18 protein-coding genes are annotated in these 14,766 nt (G+C 64.3%); 11 read left to right on the forward strand and 7 right to left on the reverse strand.

Features of this window, described 5'->3' with window-relative positions; genetic code table 11:
• Nucleotides 1-53: 53 nt before the first annotated feature.
• Together AB0G15_RS42280 and AB0G15_RS42285 are read right to left on the reverse strand one after the other, a co-directional pair.
• Nucleotides 54-491: a hypothetical protein gene (locus AB0G15_RS42280; protein WP_362851175.1), complete on the reverse strand. Its 438-nt coding sequence runs from the start codon at nt 489-491 to the stop codon at nt 54-56.
• 577 nt (nt 492-1,068) lie between these two features.
• Nucleotides 1,069-1,434, reverse strand: a complete 366-nt coding sequence (locus tag AB0G15_RS42285) for a winged helix-turn-helix domain-containing protein (RefSeq protein ID WP_362851176.1) — start codon at nt 1,432-1,434, stop codon at nt 1,069-1,071.
• Nucleotides 1,435-1,615: 181 nt separating this feature from the next.
• Between AB0G15_RS42285 and AB0G15_RS42290 the strand changes: the two genes are divergently transcribed.
• The 9 genes from AB0G15_RS42290 (at nt 1,616) to AB0G15_RS42330 (ending at nt 8,434) form a co-directional block, all read left to right on the forward strand.
• A complete protein-coding gene (locus tag AB0G15_RS42290) occupies nt 1,616-1,963 on the forward strand; it encodes a hypothetical protein (RefSeq protein WP_362851177.1) in 348 nt (115 codons plus the stop codon).
• On the forward strand, nt 1,960-3,333 hold the full coding sequence (locus tag AB0G15_RS42295; protein WP_362851178.1) for an FtsK/SpoIIIE domain-containing protein: 1,374 nt from the start codon (nt 1,960-1,962) through the stop codon (nt 3,331-3,333). The genes AB0G15_RS42290 and AB0G15_RS42295 overlap by 4 nt, the downstream gene beginning before the upstream one ends.
• Nucleotides 3,334-3,361: 28 nt before the next feature.
• On the forward strand, nt 3,362-4,063 hold the full coding sequence (locus tag AB0G15_RS42300; protein ID WP_362851179.1) for a DUF2637 domain-containing protein: 702 nt from the start codon (nt 3,362-3,364) through the stop codon (nt 4,061-4,063).
• 11 nt (nt 4,064-4,074) lie between these two features.
• Nucleotides 4,075-4,251 carry a hypothetical protein gene (locus tag AB0G15_RS42305; RefSeq protein ID WP_344899363.1) on the forward strand — a complete coding sequence of 59 codons (177 nt, stop codon included), beginning with the start codon at nt 4,075-4,077 and terminating at the stop codon, nt 4,249-4,251.
• On the forward strand, nt 4,248-4,379 hold the full coding sequence (locus AB0G15_RS42310) for a hypothetical protein (RefSeq protein ID WP_362851181.1): 132 nt from the start codon (nt 4,248-4,250) through the stop codon (nt 4,377-4,379). The genes AB0G15_RS42305 and AB0G15_RS42310 overlap by 4 nt, the downstream gene beginning before the upstream one ends.
• 103 nt (nt 4,380-4,482) lie before the next feature.
• Nucleotides 4,483-5,853, forward strand: coding sequence for a replication initiator (locus AB0G15_RS42315; RefSeq protein ID WP_362851183.1), 1,371 nt, complete (start codon nt 4,483-4,485; stop codon nt 5,851-5,853).
• Nucleotides 5,850-6,035, forward strand: coding sequence for a helix-turn-helix domain-containing protein (locus tag AB0G15_RS42320; protein ID WP_362851185.1), 186 nt, complete (start codon nt 5,850-5,852; stop codon nt 6,033-6,035). Before AB0G15_RS42315 ends, AB0G15_RS42320 begins: the two co-directional genes overlap by 4 nt.
• Nucleotides 6,032-7,258 carry a tyrosine-type recombinase/integrase gene (locus tag AB0G15_RS42325; protein WP_362851187.1) on the forward strand — a complete coding sequence of 409 codons (1,227 nt, stop codon included), beginning with the start codon at nt 6,032-6,034 and terminating at the stop codon, nt 7,256-7,258. The genes AB0G15_RS42320 and AB0G15_RS42325 overlap by 4 nt, the downstream gene beginning before the upstream one ends.
• Nucleotides 7,259-7,819: 561 nt before the next feature.
• Nucleotides 7,820-8,434, forward strand: coding sequence for a HEAT repeat domain-containing protein (locus tag AB0G15_RS42330; protein ID WP_362851189.1), 615 nt, complete (start codon nt 7,820-7,822; stop codon nt 8,432-8,434).
• Nucleotides 8,435-8,954: 520 nt separating this feature from the next.
• Here AB0G15_RS42330 and AB0G15_RS42335 read toward each other — a convergent pair.
• The 4 genes from AB0G15_RS42335 to AB0G15_RS42350 all read right to left on the reverse strand — a co-directional run bounded on the left by AB0G15_RS42335 (nt 8,955) and on the right by AB0G15_RS42350 (nt 11,779).
• Nucleotides 8,955-9,545 carry a hypothetical protein gene (locus AB0G15_RS42335; protein ID WP_362851191.1) on the reverse strand — a complete coding sequence of 197 codons (591 nt, stop codon included), beginning with the start codon at nt 9,543-9,545 and terminating at the stop codon, nt 8,955-8,957.
• A 331-nt stretch (nt 9,546-9,876) separates the two neighbouring features.
• A complete protein-coding gene (locus AB0G15_RS42340) occupies nt 9,877-10,473 on the reverse strand; it encodes a hypothetical protein (protein WP_362851193.1) in 597 nt (198 codons plus the stop codon).
• 237 nt (nt 10,474-10,710) lie between these two features.
• On the reverse strand, nt 10,711-11,217 hold the full coding sequence (locus AB0G15_RS42345) for a hypothetical protein (protein WP_362851195.1): 507 nt from the start codon (nt 11,215-11,217) through the stop codon (nt 10,711-10,713).
• Nucleotides 11,218-11,233: 16 nt separating this feature from the next.
• The gene (locus tag AB0G15_RS42350; RefSeq protein WP_362851197.1) at nt 11,234-11,779 is read right to left on the reverse strand and encodes a hypothetical protein; all 546 of its coding nucleotides are present in this window, start codon (nt 11,777-11,779) and stop codon (nt 11,234-11,236) included.
• Nucleotides 11,780-12,334: 555 nt separating this feature from the next.
• Here AB0G15_RS42350 and AB0G15_RS42355 point away from each other — a divergent pair.
• Together AB0G15_RS42355 and AB0G15_RS42360 are read left to right on the forward strand one after the other, a co-directional pair.
• The gene (locus tag AB0G15_RS42355) at nt 12,335-12,694 is read left to right on the forward strand and encodes a hypothetical protein (protein WP_362851199.1); all 360 of its coding nucleotides are present in this window, start codon (nt 12,335-12,337) and stop codon (nt 12,692-12,694) included.
• Between the two features lie 3 nt (nt 12,695-12,697).
• Entirely contained in the window at nt 12,698-14,032 is a 1,335-nt protein-coding gene (locus tag AB0G15_RS42360) for a caspase family protein (protein ID WP_362851201.1), read from the forward strand.
• 101 nt (nt 14,033-14,133) lie between these two features.
• Here AB0G15_RS42360 and AB0G15_RS42365 read toward each other — a convergent pair whose 3' ends face one another.
• The gene (locus AB0G15_RS42365; protein WP_362851203.1) at nt 14,134-14,484 is read right to left on the reverse strand and encodes an Imm8 family immunity protein; all 351 of its coding nucleotides are present in this window, start codon (nt 14,482-14,484) and stop codon (nt 14,134-14,136) included.
• Between the last annotated feature and the right edge of the window lie 282 nt (nt 14,485-14,766).

Raw genomic sequence — 14,766 nt, forward strand, 5'->3', positions numbered from 1 at the left:
AGCCGACAGATCCTCAACAGGGCAGCCAGCGCCAGTTGTCCCACGGGCCAAACTCACGCCCCGGGCGATACCCCACAAGTCTCACAGTTGTCCCACGCGGTCTCCATGAGGCACCGGTACTCGAAGGGGCGGACCTCCTTCAGGTACAGGTCGGTGTGGCGGTCGTTGGGGTCGCCACCGAGGGAGACGAGCAGCCGCTCGACGATGCATCGGGTCAGGGAGTCCTTGTCCAGGAACGCCCATCCGGTGATGTCGGACAGGAAGCGGGAGAACTCCGTCTTGCCCGATCCGGCGTACCCACCGACCAGGGCGAGGATGGGGCGGGGGCTGCCTCCGCCGTGTCGCCTGCGCCAGGCGTCGACCACGCGGCTACGCAGAAGTCCAGGAGGGGAGTCACTGGCCTCGATGCCGCCGACGGAGACCTTGGTGAACGTCTCCTCGATGACCAGGGCGGCGGCATTGTCGGCGGCCGGATCAGTGGGAGCGGGCAAATCGGAAATCACAATTTCCGCTTTCTGTGATTCACCGGGCAGGGCGGGACGAAACCCTAGTTCGGGCTCGGTGGCTTCATAGAGCAGGCAGTAGGCGCGCCGGTAATGCGGGCCGGGGAACACGGTTCCCTGCTCGTGTGCCCAGAGGGTTTGGAAGTTGGCGGCCGGGACGCTCAGGCCGTGTCGACCGGCCGCCTGGCGGAGTCGTTCGCCTGCGGCTTCCAGGGTGAGGCCGTGGGCGTCGCGGTGTTCGCGCAGGCGGGAGGGTATCCAGCCGGGTCGCTGGGTCGTCTTCGATTGCATACTTTCGCCTTCACGCTTCGGGGACGGTGCGCGGCGTGCGGTCGTGCATGTGAAAACGCATGTGTAAATGGTCGTTGAGGAGAACTGAAGAAGCTTAACTAGATCGGCGTGATACCGGAAACCCCCAGCTCACGGTGAACTTAAGGCATCGCGAAACGCGAAACACACCGCAGAGCAAGGGAGGAACCGATGAACGCCGACCCCCAGCGGATCATCTGGGAATTGACCGCGATTCGGGCAGAGCTGGACGAGTTGGCCTGCCGGATCGGTGAGATCACTTTGGCTCTGCGAAGACTGCCGCCTCCAGAGCGGCGAGTCGATCCCCCAGCTCTCTGATGCTCTGGCGCGTCTGGGCGAGCTGCTCCAGGATCTCGGCGTTCACGTCCAGCGCCTCGGGCTTGGAGGTCTCGGCGGGGACCTGGCGGACGAACACGCCCTTGCCCTGCTGGCCGATCACCAGCCCCTCGGTGCGGAGCACGCTGATCGCGGCCTTGACCACGCTGGCGGAGACGTCGAAGCGCTCGCCGAGCTGGGCGATGGAGGGCAGGGCCATGCCGGGGGCGAGTGAGCCGGCGCGGATCTGGCCGCGCAGCTCGTCGACGATCTGCAAGTAGGCCGGCTGGCCGGTCTTCTCCGCCATCTATGTCTCGTCTCGTCGCATCTGCCGCACCCGCTGCGTCGTGATGCACCGTCCTGCACCACGACTCCAGTTCAGCACACCCCGGTAAAGAAACCAACCAAGCCGTCAAGGAACTCATTGACAACATAGAATTCTAAGAGTTCTATGTGTTCCAAGAATCCCAGCCAGCAAAGGACCGATCATGCGCGCCATCCCCATCCCCGTCGACGTCACCAAGCTCCAGATCACCTGCGTCAAGGCCGCCAAGCCCCGCCTCGTCAACAAGGACACCGGCGAGATCAAGCGTGACAAGGACGGCAACGTCATGTACGAACTCACCTTCCTGTTCGAGGACGACCTCGGCCGGATGGAGCTCGTCAAGGTCAACACCACCCCCGAACCGCAGATCACCCCCGGCGAGGAGGTCGTCCCCGTCGACCTGGTCGGCTACGTCTGGGAGCAGGGCGGGCGCTGGGGCATCTCCTACCGCGCCTCCGCCTTCCACCCCGCCGGCGCTTCCCTCACTTCCGGAGCGGGGGCGAACCTGTGATCACCCTCGACCACCCCCTGTTCAAACTCCTCGCCATCCTGCTCACGCTCATCGCCTGGCGCCGCTGGGCCCCGGCCTCCTACTGGTACGCCCTCGTCTTCCCCCGTAAGGCCATCTGGCTGCGCTGGACCTGGCGGCACGTCGCCTCCGGCTGCGGGCTGACCAAGAAGCGGCACCGCTGGTGGTTCACCACCGTCCCCGGCCTGGTCGCCTCCACCGGCGTCGTACGCGTCAAGCGGCGCTTCCAGCGGGTCGCCGTCGACACCAAGCCCTGGATGGGCCTGCCCCGGCCCGTACGGCACGGCTTCCGCATCACCTTCCACCTCCTCGACGGCCAGGTGCCCGACGACTACGCCAAGGTCTGTGAACGGCTCGCGCATGCCTGGCGCATCGAGGCGGTTCGCGTCGTCGGCTCCCGCCCCGGCCGCGTCACCCTCCAGGGCATCACCCAAGACCCTCTGACCCACGTCGCCCCCGCCTGCCCACCGGCCGAACCGCGCGACGGCTGGCGGGCCGAGGACCTGCTTCGGCCCATCGTCGGCGTCCTGGAGACCGGTGCGGCCTGGCGAATGGACCTGCGGCTCATCCCGCACTGGATGAACGCCGGCGCCACCCAGTCGGGCAAGTCCAACCTGATCAACGCGCTCATCGTCGGCCTGGCCCCGCAACCGGTCGCCCTGGTCGGCTTCGACCTCAAAGGCGGCGTCGAACTGTCCGCCTACGCCGCCCGGCTCACCGCGCTGGCCACCACCCGCACCGAGTGCCTCGACCTGCTCAGCGACCTGATCGCCGTCATGGGCGCCCGGATGCTGGCCTGCCGCCGCTATGGGGTACGCGACATCTGGCAACTCCCCGATGCCGCTCGCCCCATCCCCGTCGTGGTCCTGGTTGACGAACTCGCCGAGCTGTACCTGACCGCCGACAAGGCCGAAAAGGATCAGGTCACCCGTACGGCCACCGCACTCCTGCGCATCGCCCAGCTCGGCCGCGCCTTCGGCATCCACCTGATCCTGTCCGGTCAACGGATCGGCTCCGACCTCGGCCCCGGCGTGACCGCGCTGCGCGCCCAGATCGGCGGACGGGTCTGCCACCGGGTCAACGACCCCGAAACCGCCGTGATGACCCTCGGCGACCTCGACCCCGACGCCCTGGTAGCCGCCCGCTCCATCGCCCCCGAACTGCCCGGGGTGGCCGTGATCACCGGCTCCGACGGCCGGTGGTACCGCGCCCGATCCGGCTACGTCTCCACCACGGCCGCCGAACAAGCTGCGGGCGCCTACGCCGAGATGGCTCCCTCGTGGAACCAGGTCGCCGCCTCCGGCCTCGGCCACGAGCTTCCCGGCGTCGACACCGTCGAACTCATCGCCTGATCTCTCAGACCTGGAAGGGGGAACCACCGTGACCGCGACCGCGCCTCGCCTGGCCGTACGGCTGGCCGACTCCGCACCGGTGCTGATCCTCGCGGCGATCGCCGGCGCGGCCAGCTTCACCCACATCCGCGACACCGCCACCGAACACGGACAGTCCGGCCCGATGGCCTGGGCCGTGGCCGTCTGCGTCGACCTCACCTGTGTCATGGCCGCCCGAGAACGGCAACGCGACAAGAAGAACGGACGGGAACGAGATGGCTGGATCTCCTGGCCCACCCTCGTCCTCGTCGGCGGGATCGTCCTGTCCCTGGCCGCCAACCTCGCCCAGGCCGAACCCTCGCCCTGGGGATGGATCACCGCCGCGACCCCGGCCGGCGCCTTCCTGATCGCGGTCTCCATGCTGGAGCGCCGCGCCTCCGAACCCCGTCCCGAACCGTCCCCGGTACCCGTTCCCGTTCCGGACCCTGTACCGCAGACACCGGCCCAACCCGCCGTACTCGTCCCCTCGCCCGTTCCCGCCGTACCGGATCAGAACGACACCGAGAACGGCCAGAACGGCACCGGACCGACGGGCGAGCTCCTCGACTACGCGCGCCGCGTCGCCGACGAACACCACGCCCGGCACGGCAGACCCATCACCCGCGACACCCTGCGCACCCGCCTCGGGGTGTCCAGTCAGCTCGCCTCCGACCTGCTGCGCACCCTGCGCGACAGCCCCCACCCCACCTGAAGGAGACCCTCATGCGCATCCGCCTCGACGGCACCTACGCCGAAATCGTCCACGCCGCCAACAAGATCCGCACGATCCTCCCGATCGGCTCGATCTCGCCGATCATCCCGCTCCACGAACGGCCACACACCTGGCGCGTGTTCCTCGATACCGCGCCCAAGCGCACCGGAAGCAGGTGGATCACATGACCGACACCCCGGACTCCCCGCCCGTCGACATCACGCCCAAGCGCTGGCGGTGCTGCCACTGCGGCGGTACCGGAGTCGACAGCCACGGCCAGACCTGCGAGCACTGCGAGGGCCTCGGCTTCAGCTGAGAGTTCTCAGCGCCCCCGGCGTGACCACACATCCGCCAAGACGTCCGCCACGTCGGGGGCCATCCCACACCGAACATCCACAGCCCGGAAGGGACACCCCATCATGCCAAACCCCCACGCGGTAGCCGGGATGATCACCCGGCTCCACGACCCCCAATACGCCCGCTGGGCCTCCCAGATCCGCCGGACCGGCGGCTGCCGACAGCCCATCCACCTGCGCGGCCACGTCCACCACCTCGACCCCGCCACCGGCAAGCGCCTGCACACCTACACCACCACGACCGAACCGGACGGCATCCTTCGCGTCCCCTGCAAAACCCGCCGCGCCTCCCGCTGCCCAGCCTGCGCCGAGACCTACCGGGCCGACACCTACCAGCTCATCCGCGCCGGCCTGACCGGCGGCAAAGGCGTCCCGACCTCGGTCACCGCTCACCCCTGCTTGTTCGTCACCCTCACCGCCCCCTCCTTCGGCACCGTCCACACCCGGCGAGAGAAGAACGGCACCGTCCTGCCGTGTCACGCCCGCCGCGACGCGAGCACCTGCTCGCACGGACGCGTTATGTCCTGCACCGCCCGGCACAGGGCCGACGACAACCGCCTCGGCGAACCGCTCTGCCCAGACTGCTACGACTACGCGGGCTCGGTGCTGTTCAACGCCACCTCCCCGGAGCTGTGGCGGCGCTTCACCGAAGCTCTTCGCCGCCGCGTCGCCAAGAACGCCGGGCTGACGCAGCGGGAGCTACGGCAACAGGCTGTCATCTCCTTCGCCAAGGTCGCCGAGTACCAGCGGCGCGGCGTCGTCCACTTCCACGCGGTCATCCGCGTCGACGGCCCCGAGGGGCCGGCCACGACTCCACCGGCCTGGGCGACGGCCGACCTGCTGACCGACGCCGTACAGCACGCCGCCTCCGCCGTCGCGGTCACCGTCCCCGCGGTACCTGGCGAACCCGCGCGGACCTTCCAGTGGGGCACTCAACTCGACGTCCGCGAGATCACCATGACCGGCGACCTCACCGACCAGGTCGTAGCCGCCTATATCGCCAAGTACGCCACCAAAGCCGCCGAATGCGTCGGCACCCTGGATCGGCGTATCAACCCCCTCGACGACCTGACCGCCCTGCCGATCCGTGACCACGCCCGGCGGCTCATCGCCGAGTGCCTGCGCTTGGGCGCCATCGACGAACTGACCGAACTCCGGCTCATCAAATGGGCGAACATGCTGGGCTTCCGCGGCCACTTCTCCACCAAGAGCCGCCGCTACTCCACCACCCTCGGCGACATCCGCGCCGCCCGCACCGAGTACATGCGCGGAGAAGCCATCACCACTGGCCGTCTGCCGCTATTCGACGAGGACACCGTGCTCGTCGTCTCGCACTGGGAGTACGCCGGACAGGGCCACTCGGCCGGTGACGCCCTTTTGGTAAGCGCCCTTACCGGAAACCATCTGCCTGCTCTCTCCGGGGGTGGCTCATGACCCGACTCCTTCTCACCATCCCCGAAGCCGCGGCTGCCCTGGCGGTCTCCCGAAGCAAGCTCTATCAGCTGATCGCCTCCGGCGCGGTCACCTCGATCCGGATCGACGGCTCCCGACGGGTCCCGGTCTCGGCTCTGCAGGACTACATCACTCACCTGATCTCGGCGGAGCGTGCGGCATGACCAACTCCCTCGTCGGCACCCCTGAGAAGCCGAACAAGAAGAGCGCCCCCAAGCTCCGCGACGGTGTCATGAAGCGCGGCAACACCTGGTCATACGTAGTTCGCGTCAAGGATCCAGAGACTGGCGAAAGCAAGCCCAAATGGGTGAGCGGCTTCGCTACCGAAGACGATGCCAAGGCCGCTCGCGATGAGGCCCGGGTGAAGGCTCGCCGCGGTGAGTACGTCGACCGGAACGCGATCACCGTGGGCGAGTATCTCGACGAGTGGATCGAGGGACACGCGGTCGAGATCAAGCCCAAGACGCTCAAGGACTACCGCGACATCATCGCCCGCTACATCAAGCCCCACATCGGGCGCCAGAAGCTTCAGGCCGTCCGTCCTGCCACGATCACGAAGCTCTACCGGGACCTGATGGCCGGCGGCGGCAAGAACGGCCGCAAGCTCTCGGCGCGGACGATCGACTACGTGCACGCGGTCCTCCGCAAGGCGTTCCGGGACGCGGTGGAGGTCGACCAAGTCCTTTCCTCCAGCCCTGTCGAGCGGGCCAAGCGTCCCCGGCGGGAGGTCCAGGAACCCGGCACGGTGTGGACTACCGACCAGCTCAAGACCTTCCTACAGATCATGTCCGCGCATCGACTGTCCGCCTTCTTCCACGTGGCCGCCTATACGGGTGCCCGGCGCGGGGAGTTGCTCAACCTGCGTTGGTCAGACGTCGACCTCGACGGCAAGCAGATCACCATCACCGGTTCGGCCGCCTTCATCGACGGCGAGCGCATCGAGGGAACCACCAAGAGCGGCCGGAAGCGCATCGTCAGCCTCGACGACGGAACGGTCAAGGTCCTGAAGGCACAGCGAAGCAGGCAGGCCGCCGACAAGTTGGCGACCGGGCAGGAGTGGAAGGGAGCGAGCGACCACGTGTTCACGACCGGCTGGGGTGAGCCCATCCACCCCGACACGGTCAGCTCACTCACCGCGACTATGATCCGCCGCTACAACGACCCGCCCAAAGGTCCCAAGCCTAAGCATCCACTTCCGCACGCCCGGCTCCACGATCTTCGGCACATCCACGCCACGACGCTGCTCCTGGCCAGCGTCCCCGTCCATGTCGTTGCTGCCCGGCTCGGGCATGCCGACCCGTCCATCACGCTACGCGTCTACGCCCATGTGATTCGAGCGGCGGAAGCCTCCGCAGCCGACGTCTTCGCCAACGCCATCGGTGAGTAGCAGGAGCCAAGCTGGCGGCAGAGAATCTGAACGATCGAGGAAACATGAGGGCCCTTGGCAGGCTGAGGCCTGTTCAGGGGCCTTCGTGTATCTGTTTAGACGGAAGATCCGAGTTCCTGGCGCTTGGTTCTCGGGGAAGGAGAGTCACTTTGTCAGCGGCGCTTACCTCGATCAGGACTGTCAGACTTGGATGGCAAACTGCCTGCCATGAGTCAGCTTGTCAGGAACATGCCGTTCCCTTTCCCCTTGAGCTGGGAGCCGTCGTTCAACGCACGGTGTCGAGTGGCCAGCTTCCTGCACTCGTAGTGATCCATGATGACGAGAACGACTGGCTGATTGGGGACGGGGTCACCGACGCGAGCGACCCCACGGCTTCGGCCCTCAGCCATGTGCAGCACGTGGTGGACCGCGACCCCACCGTGGCGGACACCGCCACCATGCCCTGCGGCTACGCGGCCCGAAGGCCTTCGCGGTCTGCGCCGTAGGTGATTGAGGAATGGCGCTATGCGGACGAGGACGAATAACGGATCTGTCGGCTGACCGACTGATGAAGGAGAATCAGTGGCGCTCACCTTTGGCGAGGCGATCGGACGACTTGCCGATCGCGCGGCAGCTCGTCGGCAGTCGGGAGCCAAGCGGCTGCGAAAACTCGCCGATCCAGCGGCGGGGCCGGCGTTATTGGAAGCGTTGCGGCGCGAAACCGGGGGTCCTCAGACGTGGGAAACCCTCTACCAGCTGGTGATGGCACTCGGCGCCTGCGACCATCGGGCGTCGGTGCCGTACCTCTACGAACTCGCGCGTCACCCCTTCAAAGCCACCATGGTCTACACAGCGATCGGGGATGCGCTCGTTCGGTTGGACCAGGAGGACGGCTCCACCCCGATTCTTTGGTGCCTCGACACCGGCAACGACCGGCTCATCGACGGAGCCTTCCGCGCGATGGCGATGTTGCACATGGTTCCCGACGACAAGACCATCGGCCGAATCCTCGATTTTCTGGCTCCCCGGCTACCTGAGGACGGACTCCGTTTCTGGCCTGCCGCGGCGGCGGCAGGCTGGCAGGGACAGCCCGTGCACGCCTTCCTCACCACCTGTGCCGCAGGCTCCCGGGAAGATGTCGCGGAGGCCGCCGCATCCTCGCTCACTGGGAAGTACAAGACCTATCGGCATCTGTGAGCGGATGGACACGGACTGACCAACCTAGGACGGCGTGCTCGCCCCGTGTGAGAAATCGGAAAGCAGCGGGAGCCCCCTGTTAGCAAGGGTGTTAGCAAGAAGCTCAGATGATCAAGAAACCAAGAAGGCCCCTGACGGCGTAATGCCTGTTCAGGGGCCTTCTTGCATGTGTGCGGCCGGAGGTACTCGAAACCCCAACCTTCTGATCCGTAGGTCCCCGAATAGTCACCAAAGGCGTTCAGACCAGTTCACCGCGCAGGTCGTGGAGGGGTCATCCGTTCATATCAGTCCAGCTCGGTCCGGGATTGTACGGCCCGATGGCTCCCAAGATGGCTCCCGGAAATGGACTTGCCGGTGCTCACGTGAGCTGCCCATACTCCTCGTGGTGATCCGCTCGGGAAGCCCGCCCCCGCACCTGCATGGTGAGCCGTACGGCAACGCGTCAGGGCACTGGCGCGGCGACGGTGTCTTGGAACTCGGCGGATCACCCAACGTACGGACTAGAAGATCAATCCGGCGCCTACTCCACCCACCACCAGCCGCCTCCAAGATCGTATGTGGCGCTGCCGAGATCACCGCTTGCCGTGTGGACCGTCGTGCCTCGACCATCGGAACCCGGTATATAGGCGATGCCCCTGCCGCTCTCCGCCCGCCAGTCCTCGAACACCGGCAGATAGAGAACGTCGCGTTGTGGCCGTACCTGGCCGTCTATCGACAGATACCTCATCCACCCGGGCACGGTGAGCGGCCGGCCGTTGCCATGGTCGGCGGCGAGTTCGGCGAAGGCATCCCGGTGCAGCCAGACCTGGCCCTCCGCATACAGGGTTTCCCAATGAGTGGTTCTGGCCACCGTTCCAGCGCCGAGGGCAAGCAACAGCACAGCATCACACCGACCGTAGGCCCTGAAGGACAGATAGGTCAGCGCCGCCACGGTCGACCAACCGATCATCCACAACCAGGCCACCATGATCGCAAACCAGGCGAACAGCTCGGCCACCCTGAACAACGGAATCCAGAAGTACTCCAGCGCCACCAGCACGAGCCACGCGAGCAACACCATCGTGAGCGCTGGCCGACGCAGGGGCTTCTTCTCACTGGATGCAATCGACACGGCGTGAAGTCTTCTGGAGCAACCAGCGGCCACGCCACACCGGGACAAGTAATTTCACACTGTTTGCACGATTTCCCTACATATCCATGGTGCTCAGTGGGCCGGTGCTGAGGAACGAAGCTCCGGACCGCCGATCGCCCCAACACCGTCCGGGCCTAACCATCGCCAGGCGATCGTGAGGCCAACGTCTGTGCGGCGACATCATCACTGCACCAAACCGCATTAGCAGCTCTGATCTTGCCCGTTCAGATCGGTTCCACCTGGACCAACGGGCGCGGCCGGTCCCTCCGGAACGGGGTTGAACAGGGCTGGATTGCAACTAAAACTGCAACTAGGAACCGGCTGTCACAGGCAGGCTGATCCCGGTGATGCGCGCGGCCCCGATAGGGGCTCGGATCTCGTGCATGGTGATCACATCGCCTGGCTTGAGGTGCCGCCAGTGCTCGAAGGTCAGGGGAAGTAATCTCACCGACCCACACCCGCCCGGCTCCAACGGATCACGACCTTCGACCCAGAGGCGGGCGATGCCAAGCAGGGGTTCATCCTTGGGCGTGCGAAGGCCGATGTCCCACATGGGCCGGAGCACTCCGCGCAGAGGTACGGGTCTCGTGCGGCCTCCGTCCTCGGTGCTGGTGAGGCAGAGATCGGCACGAACGGCACCATTGCGAGCCTCGCTACATCGCCATTCGCACCACTCGGCGTCCCCCTGAAGCCCCATCAGGCGAGCGGCATCGGCCAGCAGGCTCCAGAACTCAGGCAACTGAGGATGCGCGTCACCGAGCTCTTCGAGAAGGAGGAGGGCCGTCTCCCATTCGTCATGTTCCAGGTACTCCAGCACGTCAGCCACGCTGATGCCGACGTCCTCGGTCCGGACGTCGACAGGACAGAGCCGAGCAGCTTTCAGAAGCAGGAAATCCTGGAAGTCCACGGTCTGATTGTGCCTGGCTATGGTGGTAATCCTCAGCTCAGGCACCTCATGATCGGCAAGTCACCGAACGGCTTCCGCTTAGCTCGATCCGATGTCCTACGCCTCGTTGGCTCCCAATCTTAGAGGGCCGATGGTTTTACAGGACGTGACTGTTCCCGACATCATACGGCTCGTGACCTGCGACGCGACACCTCCACAATGCTCTCGCCACCATGATCATTGCACGCATATGGCACGTCACGGCAGGTGGGTTCGAAGGTCCAGCCAGCGATCGATCTGAGTTCTTACCGGACCTGCCGCCAGTCGATCGACGATCAACTCCATCGGGCCGAGGAAGCTTTTGCATGTGCGCAGAGCCAAGATCTCGTGTCGAGGGCGGGTGCGCCAATCGATCGCCCAGTCTCTGGCCTGCTCCAGTCCCAGGGGCAGAGCCTCCAGGACATTTGAGGCCAACCTGTCCGGGCTCCACAACAGATCATCGTCTGGGACGAGATCGGCAATCAGCGACGCTCGAAGATTAAAGCGACTCGCGTTCGCGCTCTTCGTGGGGTAGCCAGCCTGTTCGGCACCGTCGAGAGCGGCGAAAGCAACCCGTGCCCAGATCCGCCGGGCCTCACCTCGATTATGATCCTGCGCATAGCCCTGGTTGAGTTGCCACGCGCTCAACCACTCGTTGACGCGATCCGCGGTGACTTCTTCGCCGGTAATGCCTTCCACACCCTTCAGCATCACATCCAACGGCACTGGGCCGCATTTTGAATCAGGACCCAGTCTGCGGAGCGCCGTTGTGAGGGCGTATGGCGATGGTGCTGACGGTGCCGTCGCCCCAGACGGTGGTGTTCATCATCATCTGCCCGTCCAGGGACACCATCGTGAACTCTGGCACGAAGCGCGTCGTGAACATCGTCGCCATCCAGCTTCGCAGCTGATCTACCTCGCTCGCGACCAGGTCCCATTTATCAAGGAGTCGCACCTGGGCCCAAGCTCTGTGGACCTCCCGATCGTCCCCGTCATCGCTTTCCGTGTAGGTGACCCCGAGCAGAAACTCGCGGTCATCGTCGAAGAGGCCGTACTCCGTCGCCATCCGGAACCAGCCCGCGTTGAGCTTGTCGGCCATGTCCGGGGCGTCGACATCGGCTATCTCATCTGGGAGAGAATCGAACCGGCCGTGCTCGGGGCCCGCACTCGCGGCGGAGTATCCCGGTGGTAGTGGAGGCAATCGGACGTCCTCCCGACTCCTCCGCTGTATGAAGCGGAACCCGGCGGGCGCGAGCAAGGCGGCCATTTCGGCATCGGTGAGCGTCACAGACGCACGATAACCGAGGACAGAAGCCTCGGGCCGCCAGCCTGATCTGGAATCCGAGGCCGATGCGTACGTCCTGGAAGGATTTCCTCCGGACGCGGACAGTTGGGGTATGTGGACTATGGGGTCACCACTCCTCTTCGCACCGCCACGGACGCGCGATTGCCTGGCCACCTTGCTCCCTGAGTTGCGCCTACGGTGGAAAGCATGGCGATCGACCACAGACTGAGTCCGACCTACCTGCCGACGACCGGCCTCTTGACACCGACACCCTCAATCGCAACGCGCTCCTGCGCTGCCTGGGAGAACGCAGTTTCGCCCTGCTCACACAACGCTGGCGTATCCTCCGCCAAGTCCAAAAACCAGTCACATCATCAGATCTATGCTTATTCTCACCCATTTCAGGCGCGACTATCTGACGTGAAAGTTGCCGAGATCACCTCATTGACGACCGTAAGAAATCTTTAACTAGTAAGCTCTCATACCTCGCTGGAGCCGTTATGAAGCCTTCCACCTAACCGAGGGCTTCTCGGGAAGAGCCTAACTTGGAGGCGGAAGATGGAGACTCGACTCACAGTTGCCGACGGCCCAGACTCATCTGGACATTTGGAATCTCTGCGTGACTGGCTTGGAATGGAGCCGGAGATCAGAGGGCGAGTGCGCAAGTCTGCACCGCTACCCAAGGAAGGCGAGCTTGGAGGAGTTACCGACGCTGTGATCGTCGCTCTCGGCTCCGGAGGAACATTGTCTGCCCTCGCCATGTCGTTGAGGACTTGGTTGTCGCAGCCACGCAGATCGGATGTCACCATTCGGGTTGAGATCGGAGATCGAAGTGTCGAGGTCGATGCCAAACGCGTATCCGAGGGCCGGATCGAGGCTCTTCTGGAACAAGCCTTGAACGACAAGTCGTTGGGCTGAGCAGTGCGGCTTCCCGAGCGTGAACGTTCTCGTGCCGTACTCATAGGGACCAGCCAGTACGTCGACGGCAAACTAACCCAGTTGCCAGCGGTTCGCCAAAACCTCCACGATCTCACCGCCGTGCTTACCGACCCTGTATACGGAATTTTCTCTCCCGAACACTGCCTCACGCTGGCGGACGAGGGGGATGTGCGTCGGCTAGGCAGCCAACTCAGGGAGGCCGCCAGCGAGGCGGAGGACCTACTTTTCGTGTACTACGCGGGACATGGGCTGGTCGGGAGCCGACGACACGAGCTTTATTTGGCTCTGCCTGACAGTGAATGGGATGCTCCTGAGTTTAATTCGCTGGAGTATGACAAGCTTCGCGGAGCGATTCTCGACAGCCCAGCTCGCAATAGGGTCGTAATCCTTGACTGTTGTTTCTCGGGCCGAGCGATAGGCGATCTCATGGCTGACCCGAGCACTGCGGTGTTGGGCCAGCTTGATGTCAATGGTTCCTATATTTTAACGTCTGCGCAGGGAAATGAGGTTGCGCTCAAGCTGCCTGGGGAGAAACACACAGCCTTCAGTGGCCGCTTGATTAAACTGCTCCGTGAGGGAGTGTCCAACGGTCCCGAGCTATTGACGATTGATTTCTTGTACCAGAGACTTCGGCTGACCATGCAAGCCGAGAAGCTCTCGGTGCCCAGTCGGCGTGCTATACAGTCCGCCGGCCTGATTGCGTTGGCGCCCAATCGAGCAGCCAGCCAACAGCCCGATACAGCACGTCCGCCAGAGCCAGTCAGAACGACCGGCTTGAGATGGGATGTTGGGCGTTCCCATCGTGGCAACGATGAGGGCGTCTATGTAACCTTTGAAGCACGTCATAGGACCTATTGGGTCTTGACGTTCCTCATGACGCTGTTGGGACTACTCATGGTTCTTCTCGCCTTTACGCCAGACCTCTCGGTACTTGCGCGAATTGCCTTTGGCGTTGGAGCCACCTTTTCTTTGTTATTGACTTTAGGATTCGCGCAGATGGCACGGGCTCCGATCCGTCTAGAGGTTGGAGCGCAGGGCGTGCAGCTCTTCGCACGTAGTGGGACGACATGGATTCCTTGGTCGGTGATTAGCGCTATTGACATCGAGCAGGTCAATGGTAACCCTCATGTCGTGGTCTGGCTGGAGGAAGCTGATATTTTCCCCGACTTCGACACTTTCGGAGGCGGAGCCAGGTTTATACCCAAACAGGGCGCCATCGCGCTCTGCCCCATAAATGTTCTGCGCGCAGGCCGGCACGAGATAGCGAAAGCCCTGAGAACGTATGGAGGGCAACAGGTCAAGAAGAAGAACGCGTGAGTTAACCCTAAGCCGTATTCATAATCGTTTAAGTTTCGGAACTACGAGCAGCACGGTCGATCTATGATTTGGTGCTTGAGTGCCGATTGGGCTCGGAGGCTTCAGCCGTCGTAGTCCTCGAACTCCCACTCTCCGATCCGACCGATCTTCTCGGCGAGTTCGCTCCACGTCGGAGCCTCCAGCACCGCTATCCGGTCGCTCAGCCACGTGGTCACCTCGGCGGGACGCAACTCGGGCACGAAGAGCCGGTGGCGGCCGATGAGGAAGGGATGACGTCGCAGCTGATCGGCGAGGGCCGACGGGGTGCAGACGGTGAGCTGGAACCGTTCCTCGCTTGGCTCTCCCTGCGGGCCGACGTACATCTCCAGCAATTCGCAGGCATGGGCAGGATCCTCGATGCTCCGTCCGAGTTCGAGGTCTGGCCATCGGAAGGTTCCCACTCGTGCTCTCATCACTCAATGATCGCGCAACAGGGGGAAGCCATGATCGGGCTGCCAGGTTGGGAAGTACATGAACCATGGCGCGTAGGGGCGCTGAACTAGGGTTCAGGCTGGTCACGAGTATTCACGGCGAATTCTCCGTCGCCGAGACCAGTGGCACGGTAGTCATGGCCCCGAGCTCTGCTGCTCGACGGATTCAGCGATCGTGCGGAGTCGTCGGATCTCGCTGAAGATCTCCTTGTCGGTGAGTACGGAGATGATCGTCAATCCTTGCGGACCGCCTGGCTCTCTGTG

This window comes from Streptosporangium sp. NPDC023825, from assembly GCF_040639575.1.
In the GTDB taxonomy this organism is placed as follows: domain Bacteria; phylum Actinomycetota; class Actinomycetes; order Streptosporangiales; family Streptosporangiaceae; genus Streptosporangium.

Bases quoted from the DNA above. Each gene is read 5' to 3' on its own strand.
- AB0G15_RS42285 (WP_362851176.1), bottom strand. From the start codon at position 1,434: ATGGCGGAGAAGACCGGCCAGCCGGCCTACTTGCAGATCGTCGACGAG.
- AB0G15_RS42290 (WP_362851177.1), top strand. From the start codon at position 1,616: ATGCGCGCCATCCCCATCCCCGTCGACGTCACCAAGCTCCAGATCACC.
- AB0G15_RS42305 (WP_344899363.1), top strand. From the start codon at position 4,075: ATGCGCATCCGCCTCGACGGCACCTACGCCGAAATCGTCCACGCCGCC.
- AB0G15_RS42310 (WP_362851181.1), top strand. From the start codon at position 4,248: ATGACCGACACCCCGGACTCCCCGCCCGTCGACATCACGCCCAAGCGC.
- AB0G15_RS42315 (WP_362851183.1), top strand. From the start codon at position 4,483: ATGCCAAACCCCCACGCGGTAGCCGGGATGATCACCCGGCTCCACGAC.
- AB0G15_RS42320 (WP_362851185.1), top strand. From the start codon at position 5,850: ATGACCCGACTCCTTCTCACCATCCCCGAAGCCGCGGCTGCCCTGGCG.
- AB0G15_RS42325 (WP_362851187.1), top strand. From the start codon at position 6,032: ATGACCAACTCCCTCGTCGGCACCCCTGAGAAGCCGAACAAGAAGAGC.
- AB0G15_RS42355 (WP_362851199.1), top strand. From the start codon at position 12,335: ATGGAGACTCGACTCACAGTTGCCGACGGCCCAGACTCATCTGGACAT.
- AB0G15_RS42365 (WP_362851203.1), bottom strand. From the start codon at position 14,484: ATGAGAGCACGAGTGGGAACCTTCCGATGGCCAGACCTCGAACTCGGA.